General features: G+C 44.4%; 16 protein-coding genes. 13 read left to right on the forward strand and 3 right to left on the reverse strand.

The window, feature by feature from the left end:
- The first annotated feature begins 3 nt into the window (after positions 1–3).
- The 13 genes from HMPREF9007_RS23245 (at position 4) to HMPREF9007_RS23190 (ending at position 22315) form a co-directional block, all read left to right on the forward strand.
- Positions 4–1647, forward strand: coding sequence for a RagB/SusD family nutrient uptake outer membrane protein (locus HMPREF9007_RS23245; RefSeq protein ID WP_008759708.1), 1644 nt, complete (start codon positions 4–6; stop codon positions 1645–1647).
- A 33-nt stretch (positions 1648–1680) separates the two neighbouring features.
- Positions 1681–3570 (forward strand): GxGYxYP domain-containing protein, encoded by a 1890-nt coding sequence (locus tag HMPREF9007_RS23240; RefSeq protein ID WP_225710198.1) that lies wholly within the window; start codon positions 1681–1683, stop codon positions 3568–3570.
- A gap of 104 nt (positions 3571–3674) precedes the next feature.
- Positions 3675–5951 carry a GH92 family glycosyl hydrolase gene (locus HMPREF9007_RS23235; protein WP_008759710.1) on the forward strand — a complete coding sequence of 759 codons (2277 nt, stop codon included), beginning with the start codon at positions 3675–3677 and terminating at the stop codon, positions 5949–5951.
- 148 nt (positions 5952–6099) lie between these two features.
- A complete protein-coding gene (locus HMPREF9007_RS23230; protein WP_008759711.1) occupies positions 6100–6681 on the forward strand; it encodes an RNA polymerase sigma-70 factor in 582 nt (193 codons plus the stop codon).
- Positions 6682–7082: 401 nt separating this feature from the next.
- Entirely contained in the window at positions 7083–8051 is a 969-nt protein-coding gene (locus HMPREF9007_RS23225; RefSeq protein WP_008759712.1) for a FecR domain-containing protein, read from the forward strand.
- Between the two features lie 196 nt (positions 8052–8247).
- Positions 8248–9288 carry a carboxypeptidase-like regulatory domain-containing protein gene (locus HMPREF9007_RS27390; RefSeq protein ID WP_277754598.1) on the forward strand — a complete coding sequence of 347 codons (1041 nt, stop codon included), beginning with the start codon at positions 8248–8250 and terminating at the stop codon, positions 9286–9288.
- A 16-nt stretch (positions 9289–9304) separates the two neighbouring features.
- Entirely contained in the window at positions 9305–11608 is a 2304-nt protein-coding gene (locus HMPREF9007_RS23220) for a TonB-dependent receptor (protein ID WP_277754599.1), read from the forward strand.
- A gap of 28 nt (positions 11609–11636) precedes the next feature.
- A complete protein-coding gene (locus HMPREF9007_RS23215; RefSeq protein ID WP_008759713.1) occupies positions 11637–13379 on the forward strand; it encodes a RagB/SusD family nutrient uptake outer membrane protein in 1743 nt (580 codons plus the stop codon).
- Between the two features lie 31 nt (positions 13380–13410).
- On the forward strand, positions 13411–14382 hold the full coding sequence (locus HMPREF9007_RS23210) for a DUF1735 domain-containing protein (protein ID WP_032850032.1): 972 nt from the start codon (positions 13411–13413) through the stop codon (positions 14380–14382).
- 67 nt (positions 14383–14449) lie between these two features.
- A complete protein-coding gene (locus HMPREF9007_RS23205; protein WP_277754600.1) occupies positions 14450–16072 on the forward strand; it encodes a GxGYxYP domain-containing protein in 1623 nt (540 codons plus the stop codon).
- A gap of 26 nt (positions 16073–16098) precedes the next feature.
- Positions 16099–17553: an alpha-L-fucosidase gene (locus tag HMPREF9007_RS23200; protein WP_008759716.1), complete on the forward strand. Its 1455-nt coding sequence runs from the start codon at positions 16099–16101 to the stop codon at positions 17551–17553.
- A 21-nt stretch (positions 17554–17574) separates the two neighbouring features.
- Positions 17575–21156, forward strand: coding sequence for a glycoside hydrolase family 2 TIM barrel-domain containing protein (locus HMPREF9007_RS23195; RefSeq protein WP_225651399.1), 3582 nt, complete (start codon positions 17575–17577; stop codon positions 21154–21156).
- Between the two features lie 160 nt (positions 21157–21316).
- The gene (locus HMPREF9007_RS23190) at positions 21317–22315 is read left to right on the forward strand and encodes a M20/M25/M40 family metallo-hydrolase (RefSeq protein ID WP_008759718.1); all 999 of its coding nucleotides are present in this window, start codon (positions 21317–21319) and stop codon (positions 22313–22315) included.
- Between the two features lie 23 nt (positions 22316–22338).
- Here HMPREF9007_RS23190 and HMPREF9007_RS23185 read toward each other — a convergent pair whose 3' ends face one another.
- From HMPREF9007_RS23185 to aroA, 3 genes are all read right to left on the reverse strand, one after another.
- Positions 22339–23055 (reverse strand): SDR family NAD(P)-dependent oxidoreductase, encoded by a 717-nt coding sequence (locus HMPREF9007_RS23185; protein WP_008759719.1) that lies wholly within the window; start codon positions 23053–23055, stop codon positions 22339–22341.
- A 74-nt stretch (positions 23056–23129) separates the two neighbouring features.
- Positions 23130–23699: a Crp/Fnr family transcriptional regulator gene (locus HMPREF9007_RS23180; RefSeq protein WP_008759720.1), complete on the reverse strand. Its 570-nt coding sequence runs from the start codon at positions 23697–23699 to the stop codon at positions 23130–23132.
- A 13-nt stretch (positions 23700–23712) separates the two neighbouring features.
- Positions 23713–24942 carry a 3-phosphoshikimate 1-carboxyvinyltransferase gene (gene aroA, locus HMPREF9007_RS23175; RefSeq protein WP_032850097.1) on the reverse strand — a complete coding sequence of 410 codons (1230 nt, stop codon included), beginning with the start codon at positions 24940–24942 and terminating at the stop codon, positions 23713–23715.
- Between the last annotated feature and the right edge of the window lie 13 nt (positions 24943–24955).

The following is a 24955-nucleotide window of genomic DNA, read 5'->3' on the forward strand; positions in this document are numbered from 1 at the left end:
CTTATGAAACGAGTAAAAGAACAAATTAAATATTTGGCACTGTTAGCAATCTGTTTGCTAAGCGGATGCTCCGATTTTCTGGATAGTTATAACCCTTCGGCAGTAACGGACGATTTCTATAATACTAAAGAAGGACAACAGAAATTGTTGACAGATATCAATGCCCGTTACCGCAATGTTTTCAATACAGGTGAATTGCAGTATTACGGAACTGATATCTACATGGCTATCTCCGAAGAACCTGCCGAACGTATGTTCAACGGCTATGACAAGACTTTCAACTCCACTGCTCCGATTGTAGGTGATTATTGGAAAGTACTCTATAAGATTGTGCAGGAAAGTAACATCCTGCTGAATCGCTGCACACCGGATATTGCAGGAAGCGATTATACTTCGCTGACCGCACAAGCCCGCTTTTTCCGGGCAATGGCTTACTATTATCTGGTAGAAACATTCGGCCCCGTACCTTTGCTCACCGAAGAGAATACAAGCGTTATCCAGCAGGCGGAACGTACCGGCGAACAGGCTATTTACACTTTCATCATTACCGAACTGAATGATATAAAGGACAAATTGGAGATGACCACGATTTCAGCCGGAAAGGTAACGAACGCCGCAGTCATTCACTTTTTAGGGAAAATGTATCTGACACGTGCTTACAAATCCTTTGCTGAAGCAGACGACTTCTCCAATGCAGCAACGACATTTGATTTGCTGGTAGAGAATCCGGCCTCCGGTTATGCTTTGCAGGAAAACTATGCTGCTTTATTCGATGAAAACAATCAGGCTAATTCGGAAGTAATCTGGGCGATTCAATATGGACTGGATAAGAACTATCGGGGTGATGGAAATCCGCAACAGGCACAGTTTGGATTTAATATTGTAGCATTGGAGCCGGATCTGTTCATTAAGAATCAGAATGATTACTCTAGTGTTTCCCGTAAATACTGGGTGAATCCGAAAGCGCACGAGCTTTATACCGACCCGGAAGCGGATACCCGTTATGATGCGACGTTCAAACGTGAATATTACATAAACAATCCGGATAATGCTGATTACGGTAAGCTGGGAATCTATTTCCCCCGTTGGAACGATAAATCGGGTATGAGTAATAACGCGAAAAGGTTTTATCCGTTCAAGCAGGACGATGAATATGTGTGGTACCCGCAATCTACGGCACTTCCTGTATTAGAAACTGCTTCAGATCGTATGCCGATGGTACGTAAGTTCAGCGATACCAAGATACAATGGGGCGAAGGCGGCTCTCGTGAAGATGTCATTTTCCGCTTGGGTGATACCTACCTGTTGTGTGCTGAGGCTTATCTGGGTGCCGGAAACAAGAAACTGGCATTGGAACGCATCAACAGTATACGTAAGCGTGCCGCTAAAGATGCGACCGCTTATGAAGCAATGAAGTTGACGGATCTGGATATAAATGTTGTCATGGATGAACGTGCCCGTGAATTGATGGGAGAGCATGACCGCTGGTTTGACTTGAAACGTACTCAGACACTGCTGACACGTGTACCCGCATACAATCCGTTTGTGGTGAAATATGATAATTTGAACAAGAACCATCTGGTACGACCCATTCCGCAAGATGAACGGAACAAGGTAGATGGATTATCTCAGAATGAAGGTTATTGATTAATGGTTAACTAACAAATGAAAGAAGTAATTATGAAAACGACTATATGTGGCGCTGCACTGTTGCTCAGCCTGACAATGGCTAGTTGTGAAGTGTACGAATCACCGGAAATCAATCAAGGATTGAACGAAGAAAACAACACGTCCCTTTATACAGATGCTTATGATCCGATCAGTAATGTGGGTCAATACTATATGCCGGAAATGAAGGTGAAACCGAAGAAGTACTGGAATTGTGTGGAAGTTGTAACGGTAGGCAGCCGTAATGAGCTGGGACAAACAGAGAAAGTACGCGGATTGCAGTACCACCTGATGTGTCAGTCATTGGCCGGTCTGGCTAATCGTGCCGTAGAACAGGGAACAAGTGAAATAGCTGTTTGGCTGCACGATCACGGTGGCAGTGATTCCTATAAACTGTCTAAGCAGGCACTCGAAGATATGGGTATCCACGAACAGGGGATGCAGAGCGGACTGGAACTGGCACGTAATGATTATGGTCCGTCCGACGGAGTGACTATTCAGTTGAAAGGAATGTTCGACGGATATGTCTTGACGGATATTGAGCATAATCCGGAGAGTGGTGTCGTAGCATCTGTTGCTTCTCATGTTTATAATTCTATTATTGTGGATGTCCGTGACAAGGAATATTATGAAGAAGCAGGATATACCATGAAATATGATGCAAGAAGCAAGACTACTGCGCAGGCATGGGCGGAGTTCAAAGATAAATGCAGCAACAAAGCATTGGTGATCATGCCTGTACAAACCGGTGAATTGCGTGAGTTTGCCATTAAGAATGAACTTTTCGTATTGAACTTGAATAAGCGTCAGGGAACTTCGATAGCCGGACAAAACACAGCTTTGCTGAAAGAAATCCTTGCCTGGTTGGAACCGAATGCACCTGTCTACGGATGGGAACAGGGAGTAAGTGAAGATGCTTTTGTTGATTTGGTTTCCAAGAGCGGTCATCCGATGATCCCTTGTGACTGGAGCTACAATCACTCCTTGACTTCTTTGCTTTATTCTCAACGTCAGAAATCGACATTGGCCCGCGTGAAGAATCCGCAGTTTCTGGATTATACAAAGAAAAAGAATTTCGTTTCTTTCTTCCTTTCCGATGGTGACAATATCCAGTGGATGATGAATGACTTTAAAGATTTCTATAATGCGGCGGAGTCGGAAGAAGTACGGATGACGTATGGTATTGCTGCTTCAGTGCTTCCGATGATGGCACCGGCACAATTCGATAATCTGTTGAGTCAGCAAAAGCCGAATTGCTCTATTTTGGAAATGCTGGGAGGCGGTTACTATTACGTAGACAATTATAGCGAGAATGGTGACCGGGCGAAGAATCTGCAAGTCGTGGCAGAACGCCTTTCGGCGCATATGCGTCAACATCGTGTGAAACTGTTGGGTGTAATGGCTATGAATGTAAAATCAGAAGCTGCCAAAGAAGCATTTCAGGCTTATGTAGATGCCAATGACCAGTTGGAAGGTATCGTAGCGCTTCAGTATAGCCCTTATGCAGGAGGTGAAGGAGACGTTATTTGGGTAACGAATAAAGCAGGATATGATATCCCGGTCATTACGGTGAAATACTCTTTGTGGAATTTTGGAAACCGGAATGCGGAACGTGAAGGTACCCCTGCCTATATTGCCGGAAGATTGAAACAGGAAGCACAGCAGGAAAGTTTTTCTGTAGTATGTGTGCATGCATGGAGTAATTTCTCCGATCACGGACAGACGGAAGATCCCCTGATTGAGAACCAGTCTGGAGATATTCGTGGAGCCGGAGCGGCAAAGCTTTGTGCAGGACATCTGAACGATAGTTTTGAAGTAGTAAATATGCAGGAACTGGTATGGCGTTTGCGTATGAGCCAGCGTCCGGAACAGACGAAGAAGTATCTGAGTGAGGTATTTTAATTAACTAGAGTTTCACAGGCTCTCTGTATGGCTTTCTCTTTTCAAACGTGGAAGGAGAAAGCCATACAGAAGGCTTGTGAAACTTAAGCAAATAATAATAAGATATGGTTGCAAGATTGTTTTTCTTATCAATCTGTCTTCCTTTTCTGCTCACCTCGTGTCAGCAGTCAAAGAAGACAGTAGAGTTTGTAGACTACGTGAATCCTCTGATGGGTACCGAATCTACTTTTGCGTTTTCGCATGGTAATACTTATCCTGCTGTGGCAGTGCCTTGGGGTATGAATTTCTGGAGCCCGCAGACCGGGGAGAATGGCAGTGGATGGATGTATACGTATGCCGATAGTCTGATGCGCGGTTTCCGGCAGACACATCAGCCCAGTCCCTGGATAAATGACTATGGTACATTTTCCATTATGCCGCTTGCCGGAGAACTGAAAATGAGTCACAAAGAACGTCTGGTTCCGTTCTCACATCAACAGGAGAAAGCGACTCCTTATAACTACAGTGTTACATTCAATAACGGATTGCAGACGTCTCTTTCTGCTACTTCCCGCGGAGCTGTATTCGAAGTCTCTTTCCCCGAAAAGGAAGATCAGTATGTAGTGGTAGATGCATATCATGGAGGAAGTTCAATAACGATTGAACCGGAAAACCGGTTGGTAAAAGGTGCGACACGATATAATAACGGAGGTGTACCGGATAACTTTGCTAATTACTTTATGATGGAATTCAGTCATCCCGTCATAGAATACGGCACTTACAATGGAGATACTCTGCTGCACCATCAAACCGATGTAGCGGCCGATTATACCTGTGCCTATCTGAAATTTGATGTTCCGGCAGGTGAAAAACTGACCATACGTACAGCCTCTTCTTTTATCAGTCCCGAACAGGCTGCCATCAACTTTAATCGTGAAGTAGCCGATGCGGATGTACAATTGATCAGCGGGAAAGCCCGTGAACAGTGGAATAACTATCTCGGACGTGTAGAAGCGGAAGGAGGAACAGACGAACAATTTCGTACCTTCTATTCCTGCCTGTATCGTACGTTACTTTTCCCGCGTGAGTTCTATGAGTTTGATTCACAAGGAAATCCTGTTTATTACAGTCCTTATGACGGTAACGTGCATGATGGTTATATGTATACCGATAATGGTTTCTGGGATACGTTCCGTGCGGTTCATCCGTTGTTCACGTTACTTTATCCGGAGGTTTCGGAACGCGTGACGCAATCTATCCTTAATGCTTATGATGAAAGTGGTTTTATGCCGGAATGGGCGAGCCCCGGTCATCGTGGTTGCATGATTGGCAATAACTCTGTTTCCTTATTGGTCGATGCATGGATGAAGGGGATACAAACGGTAGATGCCGAAAAAGCTCTGGAAGCGATGATTCATCAGACACAGGCCCGCCACGCGGAAATAGCTTCTGTAGGACGTGACGGCTTCGAGTATTATGATAAGCTCGGCTATGTACCTTATCCGGAAGTTCCCGAAGCTACAGCCAAAACACTTGAATATGCTTATGCTGACTGGTGTATCGCCCGCTTTGCGCAATCGCTGGGTAAACAGGATATCGCAGACCAGTATTATCAGAAAGCCCAGAATTACCGCAATCTGTATTATCCGGAACATGGTTTTATGTGGACTAAGGATGCCAAAGGCAATTGGCGTGATCGTTTTGATGCTACGGAATGGGGCGGTCCTTTCACAGAAGGAAGTTCCTGGCACTGGACTTGGAGTGTATTTCACGATCCGGAAGGTTTATCTGAACTGATGGGCGGACATGAACCGATGGTAGCCCGTCTCGACTCTATGTTTGTGGCCCCGAACACTTATAATTATGGAACCTATGGTTTCGTTATCCACGAAATAGCTGAGATGGTTGCCTTAAACATGGGACAATATGCGCATGGCAATCAACCGGTGCAGCATGCCATTTACTTGTATGATTATATCGGTCAGCCTTGGAAAACACAGTACCATCTCCGTAATGTTATGGATAAACTCTACAATTCCGGAAGTAAAGGATACTGTGGCGACGAGGACAACGGGCAGACATCTGCTTGGTATGTATTTTCTGCTATGGGTTTCTATCCGGTTTGTCCGGGAATGCCTGAATATGCGGTAGGTTCTCCGTTATTTAAAAAGGTAACTCTGCATCTTCCCGAAGGGAAAAACTTCGTCGTTTCAGCAGCAGATAATGCGGCAGACCGTCCATACATAAGGAAAGCTCTGTTGAATGGACAAGAATTCACACGCAACTATCTGACGCATAATGAACTGAAACAGGGCGGAGAACTGAATCTGTCAATGGACAGCGTACCGAATCAGCAAAGAGGTACCCAACCGACAGACTTTCCATATTCTTATTCCAAGTAGTTTTAATAGGTTTTAGTATACTTTTCAGTGACCGGTACGGAGAGAGTCTTAATTGATTTGATCTGTATCGGTCATACAATAGGAATTTAAAGTCAGGCTTTGTCTTTGCTGTTTCTTTTGTTACCTTTGTGCATCTAATATGAGGTTTATGATACATTCTCTTCCATCTTCCGAACCCTTGACGGCACAAAAGCTTTTCTCAAAGCTTTATGTTTCCTACTATGCCCGTTTGGTTCGTTTCGCTTCCCTTTATGTAGGAGCTATGGGAGACGCAGAGAATATAGTACAAGATTTTTTCCTCTATTTATGGGAACGTAAAGAGATACTTCCGGAACTGCAACAGCCCGATGCATATCTTTTCTCCGCTGTCAAGCATCGTTGTCTGAACTTCCTTCGTTCACAACTTTCTATAGTAGACCGCAGGCAGCCGCTTTCTGATATTATGGAGCAGGAGTTTAAACTGAAACTTTATAGCCTGCAACTACTTGATGATTCCCAAATGTCGATAGACGAAGTAGAAAAACAGATCTGCCGTGCAATTGATAACTTACCGGAACGTTGCCGGGAAATATTTGTCATGAGTAAACTAAAAGGAATGAAATACCGTGAGATAGCCGGAGCACTCGGCATTTCGCAGAATACGGTAGAAGGTCAAATGGCTATCGCATTAAAAAAACTTAGGGAAGAGTTGCGTCATTGTCTGCCTTTGCTGCTTCTATTGAGCGTATAAGGATAAATCGCCTATGTATTGTCTTTGCTTCAGTCCATTCCATATACTTTAGTCAAGCTGAGTACTAATTTGCAGCTTATAATGAATGAATTTAGTTCCGGTTGCTTATAAATCTATTCGTCTGACAGTTGTTGAACTTTCGTCTGACAATTGTTATCTTTTCGTCTAACAACTGTCAGACGAAAATTCAACAACTGTCAGACGATTAAATTTAAGTATAATGAATACTAAATCTGTGTGCATCAAGAATTAAATCTTAGAGTAAATCCGAACAGATAAGTTCGTTTCAAAACAGTTCTTAGCTTAAACTTATTGGATTTTACTTCCCTTCCTTGATTTTTTTTCATTTTCCTTTGGTGGTAAATGCAAGTTGCTGTGTCTTCTTATTAAAAGCGCGCAATATGATGAACGAGAAATGGAATCAATACTTTTTCGGAGAACCGACCGAAGAGGAAAAACGGGAGCTTTTTCAGGAACTGGAAAAGAACGAAGATATGAAACGGGAATTTGCAGAAATGCAAAATATCGTAGGTCTGTCCGGATTATTACCCAGAGAAGATGATTCTTTGAAAGGCGAACGGAATCTGGAAGCACTGATGAACCGCCAGGAGAAAAAGCAGAGGCGGAAACGGGTGTTGCAAGTCATACGATATACTACTTCGGCAGCCGCTATGATAGCTCTGACGTGGATGCTTGCCTGGTATATGCTTGTTGGTTCGGAGACTCCCTCTTATACGGAGATTACAGTTCCGAAGGGGCAACGGGTACATTTAACTCTGCCGGATGGTAGTGAAGCATGGTTGAGTTCACTTTCTACATTGAGGTGGCCTTCTGTTTTCTCGTCCGATGCCCGTATGGTAGAACTGGATGGAGAGGGATTTTTTACAGTGACAAAGGATGCTTCCCGTCCTTTTACAGTACAAACGCAGAAGTATGATGTAAGAGTGCTTGGTACGGAATTTAATGTATATGCTTATAGCAATAGCGAAAAGTTTGAGACAGACTTGCTTTCGGGTAAAGTGAGAGTCAGCTCTACCGGATATCCTGAAGAGTCGGTAAACTTATTACCTGACGAGAAAGTATCTTTGATAGATGGAAAACTGGTTAAGTCCTCTTCTCATTTTGGAGGAAAGGAATACCGTGAACAAGGAATCTATGACTTTGAAGAATTACCGTTGGGCGAAGTGCTGGAAAGATTGGAGCAATGGTATGATATTCATTTTACTGTAGATGATCCATCTCTGTTGAGTAAGATTATTTCGGGTAAGTTCCGGCAAAGCGATCAGATTGAAACGATTCTGAAAGCGATTAGCCGTGCGGACTTATTTGAGTACAAAATACTGTCACAGCGAGAGATAACGATATATTAATAATCTGATTAAAAGTTTAATGCCTATGTAACACAACGGAGTAGAATGAAACGAAAGTAAATAGACATCAAAACGAGGAATAAAAAGGGGGAAAGTGGTGCAACACTCTCCCCAATTCCTCGGCTATTAATACTTTCTCTGTTTCACATTTTTGTGAACCTAAAATTAAGTACTAACAAAATCACTTAGCAAAGTTATGAAAAAAATCTTTTCACTGCTCGCTTTGGTCCTGTTTATTAACCTTTTTACATATCAGGCTCAGGCACAGACAGCAGTTGTGAATATTAATAAAACTTCGGTTTCGCTAAAAGAACTGATTCACGAAGTCGAAAAACAGGCCGGATATTTGTTTGTCTACGGAAAAGACATCAATATCGAACAGAAAGTAAAAATCAATGCCCGGAATAAACAGGTAAAAGCATTGCTTGAAAATGTATTGCCGCAAATAGGGCTGACGTATGAATACGCCGACAATTACATCTCATTGAAGAAAACGCAGGTAGAGAAAAAATCAATAGGTAAAAAAATAATAGTCAAAGGAACCGTAGTAGACAAAAGTGGCGAGCCTATTATCGGAGCTAACATCATGGAGCAGGGAAGTGCTTCCAATGGTACGATCACGGATATCGATGGTAAATTCACGTTATCTTTGCCTTCCAATTCGGTATTAGCGGTTACGTATGTGGGTTTTTCCACAAAAAATATTCCGGTGAACAATCAGAATGCCATTCAGATTGTGATGGAAGAAGATTCTGAAATTCTGGAAGAAGTAGTGGTTGTGGCTTACGGTACGCAGAAGAAGATATCTTCTACGGCTGCTGTATCAAGCATGAAGACAAAAGATGTAGCGCAAAAGCCGGTTATCAATATTTCTAATAGTTTGGCGGGCCGTATGGCGGGAGTCATTGCAAAGCAAGGATCGGGAGAACCGGGAGCTGATGGTTCTGATTTGAGAATCCGTGGTGTGGCTACGTTAGGCAACCAATCTCCATTGGTCGTAGTGGATGGAGTTCCCCGTGACTTTTCACGTATCGATCCGAATATGATCGAGGATATTACTATCCTGAAAGATGCAGCTGCCGTAGCTCCTTATGGTATGGCCGGTGCCAATGGGGTAGTATTGGTAACAACAAAAAGGGAAAAAGCGGTGCTCCGGTACTTTCATACAATGGATATATCGGTTTTCAGAACCCGACCCGCATCACTGACCAGGTTAATTCGTATGAATATGCTTTGATGAAAACGAAGCGGCTATGAATGCAGGTTATCCCAATTATTATGCCTACTCACAGCATGATCTGGAAATGTACCGGAAAACCTGTGCCGGAGACCCCGATGCCGATCCTGACCGTTATCCTAATAGCAACGGTCTGCGTGACTTGGTACAAAACAATTCTGTGATTACGAATCACAACTTGCAATTATCCGGTGGTAGCGATAAATTCCAGTACTACGTATCTTTAGGATATTCTTATCAGGAAGGAATGTGGAGTACTACCGATTACCAGCGTTTTAATCTGCTGGCTAATTTAAGCGTGGATGCCACCAAATATACGAAAATCAGTTTAAGTCTGGGTGGATGGCACGAAAAGAAGAATTATCCGGGTGCCGATACAGGCGACATCATGTATCAGGCATATCGTACACCTCCTATCTCTGCTATACAGTACTCGAATGGTCTGTGGGGACAATATGTAGGTAAGTCACTTTTCGGGCTGACCTATCGTAGCGGATATCGTCAGGAGCCGGCCGACCAACTGAATACTTCTCTCTCCATAGAGCAACAGCTTCCCTTCATTCAAGGGTTAAGCATCAAAGGAGTAATCAACTACGACCCGTATCGTGTGAAGAAAAAGAAATATCTGACACCGATACCTGTATACACACTGGATGCATCACAAACTCCGTATCAATTCGTGGAAGGATTCCAGGGACCGGAGAAACCGAATCTGGAACAATCGTTTGAAGAAAGCGTGAGCATGACTTATCAGGGAATGATTAATTACTCACGGACTTTCGGCAAGCATACGGTTACCGGACTCGGAGTTATTGAAGCACGCGAAAGAAACGTATGGAATATGAGTGCCAAACGTCTGAATTATAATATTAACATAGATGAAATCAATGCGGGAAGCAGTGACCCTGCCGATATCAGCAACGGTGGTACGTCTTGGAAAGAACGTCAGGTAGGTTATGCATTCCGTTTGGGATATAATTATGATAACCGTTATATGGCGGAAGTTTCCGGTCGTTATGACGGACACTACTATTTTGCTCCAGGCAAACGTTTTGGTTTCTTCCCTGCTTTCTCACTGGGATGGAACTTGCGGGAAGAATCCTTTATGAAAGATGTCGAATGGATGGATAAACTGAAATTGCGTCTTTCTTATGGTGAGTCCGGAAATTTGGCTGGTAGTTCCTATCAATATATGAGTGATTACGGATTCGGAAACGCTGTAAACTTTGGCGGTGTACCTATGATGGGTATGTGGGAGAACTTGCAGGGGAACCCGAACATTACTTGGGAGAAAGCTAAGAAGTTTGACTTCGGTGTGGAGTTTTCCGTATTGAACGGTATGTTTTCTCTAGAAGCTGACTATTTCTATGAGAAGCGTTCGAATATGCTGATGGCTCCGAATGCATTGGTTCCGGCAGAATATGGTATTCCTTTGTCACAGGTCAATGCGGGAAGTATGCACAATCAAGGTATTGATTTATCTCTGAATTTCAACAAACGTATCGGCAAAGACTGGATGATCAGTGCAAAAGGTACTTTCACTTTCGCACGTAATATTCTGGATGAAGTATTTGAGACGGAAGCCACCTTTAATAATCCGAATCGTCGCAGAACAGGACGTCCCGACGGAACAATGTTCGGATACAATGCTTTGGGGTACTTTACTTATGACGACTTCAATCCTGACGGTTCCTTAAAGGCCGGCATCGCTACTCAACCTTGGGGACAGGTATATCCGGGTGACTTGCGCTACGAAGATTTAAGCGGTCCTAACGGAGTGCCTGATGGAAAGATTGACGAACACGACCAGACTGTGATCGGCTTCTCTAACTGGGCGCCCGAAATTATTTTCGGTCTGGCTCCTACTGTCCAATGGAAGAACTTCGACCTGAACGCATTGATTCAAGGGGCTACCCGTACCAGCATTTCATTGGGGGAGACTTTGGTAATGCCTTTCTTTGATTCCGGTTCGGCTACTAAGTTACAATTCAGTGATCACTGGACGCCGGATAACACGAACGCACCCTATCCCCGTCTGACCAGTGAAGTAACGGTGAATAACCATCGTCAACCTTCTTCGTGGTGGGTACGTGATGCTACTTATATCCGTTTGAAGAGTATTGAAATCGGTTATACCTTGCCTCGTTCGGCACTGAACTTTATTGGTATCAGCTCTGCCCGTGTATATGCTTCCGGACAAAACCTCTGGACATGGACTCCGTTTATGAAAGAATTGATTGACCCGGAAGCTAAATCCGCTAATGGTAAATACTATATGCAGCAGGCTGTATATGCTTTTGGTTTGAATATTACTTTTTAATTAGTTAACCATCATAACAAGATAGAATATGAGAATACATAATATAATAAAAACAGTTTGCCTGGCAGGCTCATTAGCCTTGTTGTCTGCCTGTGAAGACTGGCTTGAAATAGAGCCGAAAGACCGTTTTGGAGATACAACGGTTTGGGGATCGGAAGAAAATGCCGATATGTTTCTGAATGATATCTATAATCAGTTGCCGCATCTGAACAATGAAACACAGAATCTGGATCAATATTCGGATAATTCATACGTAGGTGCGGAATGGATGAATGCCCGTACAACGATTTATACCGGAGCATTATCTCCTACCAGTTGGATACCCGGCCCTTGGGATATGTGGAAATGGGGACGTCAGAACAATGACGACGCCAAAGGACAGTATGAACGTATCCGCTCCTGTAATCTGTTCATTACAAAAGTAACAGAATCCGATTTCTCGGCAGATTATAAGAAAGAACGTCTTGCAGAAGCGCGTTTCTTGCGTGCCTGGTTCTATCATTATCTCTGGATGGCGTACGGTGGTGTGCCTATCATTACGGAAGTGCTGGATAATAACGTGAGTACGGATATCTTTTATCCGCGTGAGACTGCACAGAAAACATTTGAGTTTATCGACAAAGAGTTGGATGAGATTAAAGATGATCTTCCTCCACGTCGTAGCGGTTCCGATCTGGGACGTGCTTCCAAAGGAGCAATTCTGACGCTGAAAGGATGGGTGGAACTGTTCCATGCCAGTGAATTGCGTAATCCGGGCAAAGACAAGAAACGCTGGGAAGCAGCTGCGGCTACCTTGAAAGATGTAATTGACTTGCAGGTCTATCGTCTGCAACCGACTATTCTTGACCTTTGGACAGAAGCTACCAACAATAACGATGAAGTGATCTTCGACTTCCAGATGTCTAAGCAGAATGGCGGGCGTCGTGAAGGCCTGTTCGGTCCGGTGTTTGTAAAAGGAGTACAGTCCAGTTGGGGAAATATGCAGCCTACACAGGAACTGGTTGACGACTATTGCATGGCAAACGGATTGCCTATCACTGACCCTGCATCCGGTTACAATAAGAATAATCCTTATAAAAATCGTGAGAAACGCTTCTACCAGAGCATCCTGTATGACGGATCCATGTGGCAGGGGGAAGAGATTATCACTCGTGTAGGCGTAGGTAGTCCCAATGAGATTGATACTTCTTCGGATAGTGACGTTACGAATACGGGATACTATACTCGTAAGACGATTGACGAATCCGTGAATGGAGCGGACAATCTGCAAATGAGCAACGGAATGGCAAATTATATTTTCTTCCGTTATGCAGATGTGTTGCTGATGTATGCAGAAGCTTCTTTGGAAGCCGGAGATAAACCGACTGCCATCGAATATCTGGATATGGTGAGAACACGTGGAGATAATATGCCTTCTATCAACGATACTTATCCGCAGGGAATCACAGAAAATCAGTTGCGGGAAATCATTCGGAGAGATCGTCGCATAGAACTGGCGTTTGAAGATAAGCGTTGGTGGGACATTCTTCGCTGGAAGATTTGTGATGGTGAAAACGGAGTGATGAATAAACCGATTGGCGGTATGAAAATAGAAGATACCAATGGAGATGGTGTGTGGGAATACAATTATCATGAAGTTGGTAAACGTACCTTCCTGCCACGTATGTATTATCAGCCCATTCCGCAGTATGTGATAGACAAGAATCCGGTGATCCGCGAGCAAAATGGTGGTGAAGACGGATGGGTAAACGGGCAGAATCCCGGATATTAATAAAGAATGTAAACCTTGAAAGATTATTCGTATGAAACTAAATAGATTTGTCATGGCGGCAAGTGCGGTACTTTGTTCGTTTGCCTTGCTGAGTGGATGTAGTGATGATGATGTTTGTAAAGTATATATTCCGGAAGCCAAAACTTTGCAGATTAAAAACTTCGATTTGGGTGAAGAACTGAGAGAAGTATTTCATGTGGCTGTGACTGCCAGTGACTATGTGACCCGTTCCGGTAAGGAAGTGGGAGGAGATGTAAAGGTACAGTTGACTGTGGATGAGGCGAAGGTGCAGGAGTATAATTCTTTGTGTGGGACAGACTATCCTTTGCTTCCTTCCGATTGCTATACGCTGACAACAGAAACTGTGATTCCGGCCGGGGAGAGTTCTTCTGCCGATCTGGTGCTTACGGTAAATGCACAGGGAAAAATCCAGCCGTTTGATTCTTATTTGCTGCCGGTCACTATCACTTCGGTAGAAGGTGCGCAGGCGGATCATATTCAGCAGACAGTATATTACCTTTTGAGTGGTGCGGAGGATGTATGGGCGATGCCATTGGCCGACCGCACTGCATGGCAGGTGGTAGAAGTTTCTTCGGAAGAGACGAGCGGCGAAGGGTCGGATAACGGTCACGCTATCCACGCTTTTGACGGACTGAAAGGAACTTTCTGGCATACACAATGGAAAGGCAACGAGCCTCAGCCACCACATCATATCGTAGTAGATATGGGGCAGGAAGTGAAAATGCTGGGCTTTCAGTATGTATCCAGAGATCATGGTGAAGCATGGCCGCAGGAGATGACGATGGAAACCAGTCTGGATGGCTCGAAGTGGGAGTCGGCAGGAACTTACAGCGACCTTCCTGCGGGGGCAAAAGAGGAATTCCGTTCCTATTTTCCGGGATTTAAGCAGGCACGTTATTTCCGTCTGACAATAACTGCCGTGTATAGTGGCAAATGGGCAACAGCGGTAGCAGAGATTAATGCGATTTCTATTATTAAATAACAGAAAAAACGATTACCATGAAAAATACATTTATATACTTTTGACGTTCTGTCTGTTAATCTCCTGTATGGAAGATCCGACGGCAGGTGTGGTCGTTCCTAAATATACTCCGTCTACCGAGAATCCGGGAGGTCCGGGTGAAGAACCGGGTGATGGGCTGATAGATCCGGCAGAACCGCTGGACAGGGGATTTATACATCTGAAAGGTCGTGAACTGAAATCCCTGAATTCTATTTCCATCACAGGACTGAATGATGGCGAGAAAGTAATTCTTTCCACTTTGGCAGGGCTTGCGGCAAGAGTGACGGGCGATCAGGTTTATATCAATGAAGGAGGTCCTTCTTCCGTATGGTTGAAGCAGATGCAGAATAAGTACGGAATTCCGGTAAATACTTATAATGCTTTGGCTCCGTTGGTACAGCATTATGTAGAAACCGGAGTGATCAAGGGGTATATTGTCTATACGCCTTATTCGGAAGGACAATCTCATTCGATCAATGTAGCTACTTCTTTATGTGGGTTGCTTCGGGGGATTGCGGTACCGGAATCTCTTGTCGATAAGGTAAAGGCAATGGGAGTGACAACCGAACTTATGGACGTAAGGTCTTATGATGAGAAGTGGTTGTACGAGAATTATAAAGACCAGTTGGACAAGAGTCTTGCAGCCGATATGAAACCGGAAATCTTCCATCACCTGCGCGATTATATCACAATGACCAATGCTTTTGCTTTTTATGACTACAATGCGCGCAGGGATTGGTCATGGCGTACTTCTATACTGAAAGATCTGGATAAAGGAGCTTATTGTTTCGGTTATTATGATCTGGATGAATGGGGCATGGTGAATAATGCTTCTCAATTGGGTGTTTCTATGTTGCCGACCGATCAGGCGGCTAATCTGGCCACGTTGAGTAGTATATATGATACAACAGGACTGAAACAGCGTCCGGCAACTAAAGAAGTGGTTACCGAAGAGAATGTGCACTATGTGACATTCCTCGTCAGTGACGGTGATAATATTGCGTTTAACCTTTGGGGGCAACAAGGATACATGGATCATGACCTGCACGGCCAATTCCCACTCGGATATACCATTTCACCTTCTCTGTACGATTTGGCTCCGGCTGCTTTACGCTGGTACTATGAGAATAGCAAAGAAGGCGATTACTTTGTAGCGGGTCCGAGTGGCAGCAGCTATATATTCCCGAGTAAGATGTCGGATGCCGACCTGGACGATTATCTGGCTAAGTTGAATGAGTATGTCGATAAGTCAGGCTTGAATATCTGTAATATTCTGGATCAGAAGATTATGGATAATCCGAAAGTTTACAATAAGTATCTGGCTCAGCCTAATATCGATGCGATTTTCTACACAGGATATGGAGAAAAAGGGGATGGAAGAATCAAATTTTCGGATAATGGCAAGCCGGTGATTGAGCAGAGAAGCGTATTATGGGAAGGCATCGACGGTGGCTCGAACAGAGGTGAAGAATCGACTGTCATTTCTCAGATCAATAGCCGCTCTGCCAATCCGCATAGTGCCGACGGATATACTTTTGTATTTGTACATTGCTGGACAAAGAACCAGCAAAGTATCAAAACCGTCATTGATGGATTGAATGACAATGTGCGTGTTGTTCCGGTCGATCAATTCGTGCAGTTGGTGAAACAAAATCTGGGTCCTAAATAAACGAATATACTCGTAAGTTATTTATTATGAACATAAAAGTATTAGTTGCATCGGCAGTTGCTGCATTCAGTTCTCTGCCGGTCATAGCTCAACAAGCGCCAGCTCCTTGCGGGTTGGTTCCGAGTGCCCGTCAACTTGAATGGTACAATCGGGAGATGATCGCCTTCTTTCATTTTGGAATCAATACATTTGAAGAATATGTGAATGAAGGAGACGGGAAGGCAAGTACGGCAATTTTCAATCCAACAGCCCTGGATTGCAGGCAGTGGATGCAGACATTAAAAGCAGCGGGGATTCCCGCTGCTATTCTGACTGCCAAGCATGCCGACGGATTTTGCTTGTGGCCTAGCAAGTACACAGATTATAGTGTGAAGAATGCAGCGTGGAAGAACGGTAAAGGAGATGTAGTCCGCGAGTTTGTCGATGCTTGTGAAGAGTATGGATTGAAGGCGGGAATCTATCTGGGACCTCATGACCGTCACGAACACCTTTCACCTTTATATACGACCGAACGCTACAAAGAATATTATGCCCACCAGCTTGGCGAACTGATGAGTGATTACGGCAAGATATGGGAAACATGGTGGGATGGCGCCGGAGCCGATGAATTGACAACGCCTGTTTATCGTCATTGGTATAAGATTGTCCGTGAGAAACAGCCGGATTGCGTTATCTTCGGTACAAAGAATTCTTATCCGTTTGCTGATGTCCGCTGGATGGGGAATGAAGCGGGAGAAGCGGGTGATCCTTGTTGGGCGACGACTGACTCAGTAGCTATTCGTGATGAAGCTCAGTATTACAAAGGTTTGAATGAGGGTATGCTGGATGGTGATGCGTATATTCCGGCAGAAACAGATGTTTCAATACGTCCCAGCTGGTTCTATCATGCCGAAGAGGATAGCCGTGTGAAGAGTGTCCGTGAACTTTGGGATATCTACTGTACCTCCGTGGGGCGTAATAGTGTATTGCTTCTGAATTTCCCGCCCGACAGACGTGGTTTGATTCATTCGACCGATTCGCTGCACGCCGCCTTGTTAAAACAGGGGATTGATGAGACTTTCAGTACGAATCTGTTGAGAGGAGCCAAAGTGAAAGCGACCAATGTACGGGGCGCAAAGTATAGTCCGGAAAAAATGCTGGACAATGAGAAAAACACTTATTTTGCCGGAAAAGACGGAGAGGTAAAAGCGGATATAATTTTTACCTTGCCCAAAACTATTGAGTTTGATTGTCTGATGATCGAAGAAGTTATCGAATTGGGACATCGGACGACGAAGTGGAGTGTGGAGTACACTGTTGATGGCAAAAACTGGATCACCATTCCGGAGGCGACGGACAAGCAGGCCATTGGTCATAAATGGATTGTACGTCTGGCACCGGTGAAAGCAAAGCAGGTACGTTTGCGTATTCAGGACGGTAAGGCTTGTCCGGCCATCCATACTTTTGGCATATATAAACAGTCACCGGTTTTCAAATTATAATATAAATTAGACTACTAAATGATGCAACGATTAAAAATCTTGGGAAGTGCATTGATTGCACTGTCGTTTTCCGCCTCTGCGGTTGTGGCGCAGCAGTTTGATCCGAAGCAAGGATATGAAATCCATACGGTCAACGGATTAGTGCTGGACAATCAGGAGAGTCTGGATACGAATACGAAAATATTTATCAGTAAGCGGGAGGCAGACAAAGAATCGCAGGTCTGGAACCTGATTCCATGCGAACAAGAGGGATGCTATACGATAACCAGTCCCTTGACTCAAATGAATGTAGATAATAGTGGTAAAGGAAAAGTAGAATGTTCCGTGATTCAATGGTCGGCAGACCCTAAAAATCCGAATCAGCAATGGAAAATAACGGCTTTGCCGAATGGGAATTACGTATTAACCAATGTCGGGACTGGCTATAACTTAGGATTTCCTGATGCCGGACTGGTCGGAGAGCCTGTCTTTCAGTTAGAACCGGAAGCTTCGAAAAGTAACCAGCAGTGGCAGATACGGAAATCGAACCTGAAAGTAGTGGCGGAAGCCTTGAAAACAACGAGTCATAATGACTGGGAAAATGAACGTATCTATGCAATCAATAAAGAAGAAGGCAGGGCTACATTTATTCCTTTCGCCAATTCGGAAGAGATGAAGGCGGATCCCGCTTATACCCGTCCTTGGGAGCGTACCCGCTCTTCCCGTTATCTGCTGTTGAATGGAAACTGGAAGTTTAACTGGGTGAAACAACCTTCGGAACGTCCGGTGGATTTCTATAAAACGAGTTATGATGTCTCTGGCTGGAAAGAGATTCCTGTTCCCTCCAACTGGGAGATGCACGGATATGGTACACCTATTTATACCAATATTACTTATCCCATCCGTAACAATCCTCCTTTTATACAGGGGCAGCGTGGATATACTGTAGAGAAAGAGCCGAATGCGGTAGGATCTTATCGCCGTGAATTTGCTCTTCCTGCCGACTGGAAAGACAAAGAAGTCTTTATCCATTTCGATGGAATTTATAGTGCAGCTTATGTATGGATCAACGGTAAGAAAGTCGGTTATTCGCAAGGGTCCAGTAATGATGCAGAATTTCGTATCACTCCTTACGTCAAAGCGGGTAATAATACGGTTGCCGTGGAAGTTTACCGCTGGTGTGACGGCAGTTTCCTTGAAGATCAGGATATGTTCCGTTTAAGTGGTATTCATCGGGATGTTTATTTGGTAGCCAGTCCGAAAGTTCGTCTACGTGACATTCACCTGACTTCTCAGATCAGCGACCGTCTGGATAAAGCGGAACTGAAAGTGAAAACGGATGTGCATAATTACGGAAAGAAAGTACAGGAAGCTACCGTACGTGTCTCTTTGCTGAATACGGAAGGAAAGCCTGTGAGTTCGTTTATCATACCTACCGGTAAGATAACTGGTGGACAGGAAAACGTCTGTGAAGGTACGACTACGATTCGTGACCCTCGGTTATGGAGTGCTGAGACTCCTTCTCTGTATACCGTCCAACTGGAACTGCTTGATGCCGCAGGCAATGTGCTTGAAGCGACGAGCCAGCAATATGGCTTCCGTAAGATAGAGATCCGGAATAATAAGGTGTATATCAACAATGCATTGATCCTTTTTAAAGGAGCCAATCGGCATGACATACATCCGCAGTTTGGAAAAGCTGTTCCGGTGGAAAGCATGATAGAGGACATTCTTCTCTTTAAGCGTTTCAATCTCAACACGATTCGTACCAGTCATTATCCGAACGATCCGAAGATGTATGCGCTGTATGATTATTATGGCTTGTACGTCATGGATGAGGCCGATATTGAGTGTCACGGCAATATGTCGCTGTCAAACCGTGAAAGTTGGGAAGGAGCTTACGTCGACCGGATGGTGCGTATGGTGGAACGGGATAAGAATCATCCTTCGGTCATTTTCTGGTCAATGGGCAATGAGTCCGGTGGTGGTCGTAACTTTGAGGCTACCTATCAGGCAGCCAAAGCGATAGACGACCGTTATATCCATTATGAAGGAATGAACGATGTGGCCGATATGGATTCCCGTATGTATCCTTCGATTGAAAGTATGATCGAACAGGACGAGCAACCCCGTAACAAGCCTTATTTCCTTTGTGAATATGCTCATGCGATGGGCAACGCCATCGGTAATTTGGAAGAATACTGGGATTATATTGAGCATCATTCGAAACGTATGATCGGAGGATGTATCTGGGATTGGGTGGATCAGGGCATTAATATGCCCGGACAGCCTGCCGATCATTATTATTTTGGAGGCAGCTTCGGTGATCGCCCTAACGACAATGATTTCTGTTGTAACGGGATTGTGACGGCTGATCGTCAAGTTACTCCTAAGTTGTGGGAAGTGAAGAAAGTCTACCAATATATCACATTGGAACCGAATGCTGAAAACAGTATCGGCGTTCGTAACCGCTATGCTTTCCTGAATCTGCATGATTTTAATCTGCGCTATGTGATTTTGAAAGATGGTGTGCCGATAGCGGAAGAAGAGTTCAGCCTACCCGATGGTAAGCCTGGAGAGCATCGTGCGGTGCAGATACCTTATTCCCGCTATTTAACTTCAGAAGGTGAATATTATTTGAACCTTGAAATAAAACTAAAGAAGGATTGCGTATGGGCAAAAGCCGGACATATCGTAGCTACGGAACAACTTTTGCTTCAAAAATCCCCGAATACCGGGCTACAGCCGGTAGCAGTTTCCGCCTCATCTAAAGAATCTCTGTTTAAGGTGGTGGAAGAGGAGAAGCGTTATTTGTTCTTCCGCCGTCCCGGTGTAGAAATCACCTTTGATAAGAAAGAAGGCAAGTTGACCGGTATCCGTTATAATGGCGATAATATGCTTCATCTGCGTGAAGGATGGTCGCTGAATACGTTCCGTTTTATCAATAACGATGTGCGTAAATGGCAGGATACCCAAACGGAGGTAATCAGTTTCGACTGGAAATGCTCGGAAGATAATCAGTCGGCAATTGTAACGATTCAGTTGCAGGAAACCGTCGGAGATGTGAAAGTGCCTTATACATTGATTTACCGTTTGTATGGTAATGGTGAAATAGATGTGGATGCTTCTTTTACAACGAATGATGACTTTAATCTTCCCCGTCTGTCGTTACAGGCCTTCTTTAATCCTTCGTTGGAGCAGTTGGAATGGTATGGTCGCGGTCCGATAGAAAATTATCGGGATCGGAAGAATGCGGCTTATGTCGGCAAATACCAGTCTGCTGTCAATGATATGAAAGAGAGTTATGCCCGTTCTCAGACGATGGGTGGGCGTTGTGATACCCGCTGGCTGACTTTGACCAATAAAGCAGGTAAAGGAATCAAGATTACTGCTGCCGATACATTTGATTTCAGTGCTTTGCACTATACGGATAAGGACTTGTTTGAAATCAAGTACGGTCATGCCTTGCCTGATATTTATCGTGCGGAGGTGGTGCTGAATCTGGATTGCATACAGCGTGGTTTGGGTAATGCCAGTTGCGGACCGGGTCCCCGTCCCGCCTATGAAATTCAGAAGAATACAGTTTATAAATATGCTTTTCGTATGTCTCCTTTTTCAAAATAAGGAAAGATTGACAGGATAACAAGGTCTTAATAGTTTGTAGAAAGAGTGAGCAGCCAAATCTTATAAAAGATGGCAACTGCTTACTCTTTTTTTGTATTTAAGGATAGATTCTGTGTTCTTTTTGTACTTTTGTAACATGGACTCTAAATTATATACCACGATGAAACAAAGAATTATATTATTCGGATTAATACTTGTAGGAACAGTAACTTTTGCACAGTCTCCCGTAGAAAAAGGCTTGAACACGATCAACCGTTCTTCTGCCGAAGCAACAATCGGTTTCCTTGCAAGTGATGAATTACAGGGACGTGAAGCCGGATTCCACGGTTCGTATGTCTCCTCTGAGTATATAGCATCTATCTTACAATGGATGGGAATCCAACCTCTGAACGAAAGCTACTTCCAGTCTTTTGATGCTTACCGCAAAGAGCGTCAGAAGAAAGGACGTCTAGAAGTTCATCCGGACTCTGTAGCGAAGCTGAAACAGGAAGTTCATCAAAAACTATCTATGAGGAACGTACTGGCTATGATTCCCGGTAAGAATACGAAAGAATATGTCATCGTAGGCGCTCACTTTGACCATTTGGGGATAGACCCGGCACTTGACGGAGATCAGATTTATAACGGCGCGGATGACAATGCTTCCGGTGTCTCGGCTGTATTGCAGATTGCCCGGGCATTTCTTGCAAGCGGACAACAACCGGAGCGAAATGTAATCTTTGCCTTTTGGGACGGAGAAGAAAAGGGATTGCTCGGTTCTAAATATTTTGTACAGACTTGCCCTTTTGTTTCGCAGATCAAGGGATATCTCAACTTTGATATGATAGGTCGCAACAATAAACCGGAACAACCGAAACATGTCGTCTATTTCTATACAGCTGCTCATCCTTCTTTTGGAGACTGGCTGAAAAAGGATATTAAGAAGTATGGTTTACAGTTGGAACCGGACTATCGTGCCTGGGACAATCCGGTAGGGGGCAGCGACAATGGAACGTTTGCCAAAGCAGGTATTCCTATTATCTGGTATCATACAGACGGACATCCCGATTATCACCAGCCATCCGATCATGCTGATCGGTTAAACTGGGATAAGATAGTGGAAATCACCAAGGCTTCTTTTCTTAATATGTGGAAGATGGCTAATGAAGCTTCATGGTAACTCAGCCTCACTGAAAGGCTGTTTTACATCTTGCAATAAAGGGCGGAAGGAATCAGTTTGAATAACCATGCCACATATTTCCATCTTTTGGAGATAAAGGCGACTTTTTTCCTGTCTGAAATAGCCTTTTTGATTTGTTTTACGGCTTTATCGACAGGAGTAACCCAAAACAATCCTTCTCCTTTCGCCATCGCTGTATCTACAAATCCCGGACGGATGTCAGTGGTGTAGACAGCAAAGGGTAGCTTTGCCGCCTTTTGCCGAAGTCCCTCCATGTAATTGATTTGATAGGCTTTTGAAGCATTATAAGCTGGTGCTACACCGCTGCCGCGTGTTCCGCCTACTGAGGAAATGTTAATCAGATGCCCGCCTTTCTGCTGTTCAAAGTACCGGAACCCCCAGCCGGCGATATTGGTAAATCCCACTACGTTGGTCAATAAGGTCGGTTCTTCGAGCTGATAGGAGAGCTGTGGATTCAGTTCCCCCGTTCCGGCACAGATAATCAGCATATCCATGCCTTCCATTTCTTGTACAAGCGTTTCCAGCGATGAAAGGGTCGTTTCTGTGTGAGTGATGTCACATACCTGATAGAATAGTTTATCTTTATCTTGTGCGCAAATCTCTTTTAATAGATTCTCACGGCGACCGGTGATGCCGATAAGGTAGTCTTCACGGGCATACTGTTCTGCCAATCCACGACCGATGCCGGAGGTTGCGCCTACAATTATTATTTTCTTCATGAATTAAAATAGACTATGTTTACCTGCAAAGGTAGGAGAGGAGCCTGAATAAAATCTTGATTGAAATCAAGAATTTACTTCCGAACTACTTTTCTCCGGATGCGGCTCAATGTTTCCGGACGAATCAGGAGATAGGAGGCAAGTTCTTTTAAAGTAATCAGTTTCAGCAGGTCGGGACAGCGGTTGATAATATCCAGATAACGTTCTTCCGGTGTCAGACTGTACATGGAGATCATCCGGTCATATATTTCCCACAGAAGAGTTTCTGCAATCTGGCGTCCCAGTTTTTGGTGGTCGTTGTTAATGTCGTAGAAATCTGCCAGTTGGGAATGGTTGATCACATACACCGAACAGTCGCATAACGCTTGAATATCTACATTTGATTGGTCCTGCAACTGGAAAGCCGGATAATTCCCGACAAAAGAATGGTCGAATGTATATCCGACAATGCTGCTTTCGCCCAGACTGTTGACGCAACAATAGCGGAAAGAGCCGGAAACAACAAATCCCATGATCTTACAGGCTTCTCCTTGCCGTACAAAGTACTCTCCTTTTTTATAAGAAGTCTCTTTTCCCTGCTGTAATGTAAAATCTACAATAGGGGAATAGTTGATATGGGAAGTATATTTATTGAAATCTTCCACAGTACGACAATGATTAACCTTCGTTTATCACTTGGAATCCGGCAAGTTTCAAATCCTCCCAATAACCGGGATACGATTTGGAAACAACTTGCGGGTCAGCAATCAGCAGTTTAGGGAAGGTGATTACTGCCGGTGCGAATGCCATCGCCATCCGGTGGTCTTCGTAGGTCGCAATCACAGGAATCGCTTCCGGTTCGCAACGTTCGCCGTTCCACATCAATACGCTGTCATTTTCTTCTTCAATGAGGTATCCCAGCTTTTTAAGTTCGGTTCTCAATGCGGCGATGCGGTCTGTTTCCTTTATTTTCAGACTCTGCAAGCCTGTGAAACGGAAAGGGATATTTAATAAAGCGCAAGTTACAACGAACGTTTGTGCCAGGTCCGGAATGTCAACGAAGTCTTCTTCCAGTCGTTCCGGTGTCTTGCCTGTTTTTTTGATCTTTATGCCTTGGGGAGTGAACTCCGTCGTGATCCCCAGACGGGAGAAAACTTCCGCTCCCCGACTGTCTCCCTGATAACTGTTGCGGAATAATCCCAACAGTTCAATCTCTGCTTCCGGAGACAAAGCGGCAATCTGATACCAGTAAGAAGCAGCGCTCCAGTCGCTTTCTACGGTGAAGGGGACACTCTGATACGGTTGCGGAGCTACGGAGATGCTGCTGGGTGAAGTCCATGCCGCTTTTGCTCCGAAGTCCTGCATTAATTGCAGTGTCAGATTGATATAAGGACGGGAAATGATTTCTCCTGTCAAGTGCAGTGTCAGTCCGTCTTTGAGCACAGGACCTATCATCAGCAGGGCGGATATATACTGTGAACTGACGTTTCCCTTCAGCGTGATTTCATTTCCTTTCAGCTCTGCGCCCTTGATGCGGAGAGGTGGATATCCTTCGTTATGGGTGTACTCTATTTCAGCTCCCAACTCGCGAAGGGCGTTGACCAGAATCTGTATCGGGCGTTGCTGCATACGGGCGGTGCCTGTGATAATCCGTTCTCCCGAAGTGGCACTCAGATAAGCGGTCAGGAAACGCATGGCGGTTCCGGCTGCCATGATGTCTATAGTCTCTTTACCTTCGGTCAGGGCTTTTATCATGACTTGGGTATCATCGCAATCGGACAGGTTTTCCGGCGGATAAATGCCTTTACCCAGCGCATTGATGATGAGTGCACGGTTGCTGATACTTTTGGAAGCCGGCAACTGGATTGTTGCCTTTACCATCGAAGGGGAAATAAGTTTATAGAGCATCATTCTAAGTATA

The organism is Bacteroides sp. 1_1_14 (genome assembly GCF_000162515.1).
Lineage (GTDB): Bacteria > Bacteroidota > Bacteroidia > Bacteroidales > Bacteroidaceae > Bacteroides > Bacteroides thetaiotaomicron.

Bases quoted from the DNA above. Each gene is read 5' to 3' on its own strand.
- HMPREF9007_RS23245 (WP_008759708.1), top strand. From the start codon at position 4: ATGAAACGAGTAAAAGAACAAATTAAATATTTGGCACTGTTAGCAATC.
- HMPREF9007_RS23240 (WP_225710198.1), top strand. From the start codon at position 1,681: ATGAAAACGACTATATGTGGCGCTGCACTGTTGCTCAGCCTGACAATG.
- HMPREF9007_RS23235 (WP_008759710.1), top strand. From the start codon at position 3,675: ATGGTTGCAAGATTGTTTTTCTTATCAATCTGTCTTCCTTTTCTGCTC.
- HMPREF9007_RS23230 (WP_008759711.1), top strand. From the start codon at position 6,100: ATGATACATTCTCTTCCATCTTCCGAACCCTTGACGGCACAAAAGCTT.
- HMPREF9007_RS23225 (WP_008759712.1), top strand. From the start codon at position 7,083: ATGATGAACGAGAAATGGAATCAATACTTTTTCGGAGAACCGACCGAA.
- HMPREF9007_RS27390 (WP_277754598.1), top strand. From the start codon at position 8,248: ATGAAAAAAATCTTTTCACTGCTCGCTTTGGTCCTGTTTATTAACCTT.
- HMPREF9007_RS23220 (WP_277754599.1), top strand. From the start codon at position 9,305: ATGAATGCAGGTTATCCCAATTATTATGCCTACTCACAGCATGATCTG.
- HMPREF9007_RS23215 (WP_008759713.1), top strand. From the start codon at position 11,637: ATGAGAATACATAATATAATAAAAACAGTTTGCCTGGCAGGCTCATTA.
- HMPREF9007_RS23210 (WP_032850032.1), top strand. From the start codon at position 13,411: ATGAAACTAAATAGATTTGTCATGGCGGCAAGTGCGGTACTTTGTTCG.
- HMPREF9007_RS23205 (WP_277754600.1), top strand. From the start codon at position 14,450: ATGGAAGATCCGACGGCAGGTGTGGTCGTTCCTAAATATACTCCGTCT.
- HMPREF9007_RS23200 (WP_008759716.1), top strand. From the start codon at position 16,099: ATGAACATAAAAGTATTAGTTGCATCGGCAGTTGCTGCATTCAGTTCT.
- HMPREF9007_RS23195 (WP_225651399.1), top strand. From the start codon at position 17,575: ATGCAACGATTAAAAATCTTGGGAAGTGCATTGATTGCACTGTCGTTT.
- HMPREF9007_RS23190 (WP_008759718.1), top strand. From the start codon at position 21,317: ATGAAACAAAGAATTATATTATTCGGATTAATACTTGTAGGAACAGTA.
- HMPREF9007_RS23185 (WP_008759719.1), bottom strand. From the start codon at position 23,055: ATGAAGAAAATAATAATTGTAGGCGCAACCTCCGGCATCGGTCGTGGA.
- aroA (WP_032850097.1), bottom strand. From the start codon at position 24,942: ATGCTCTATAAACTTATTTCCCCTTCGATGGTAAAGGCAACAATCCAG.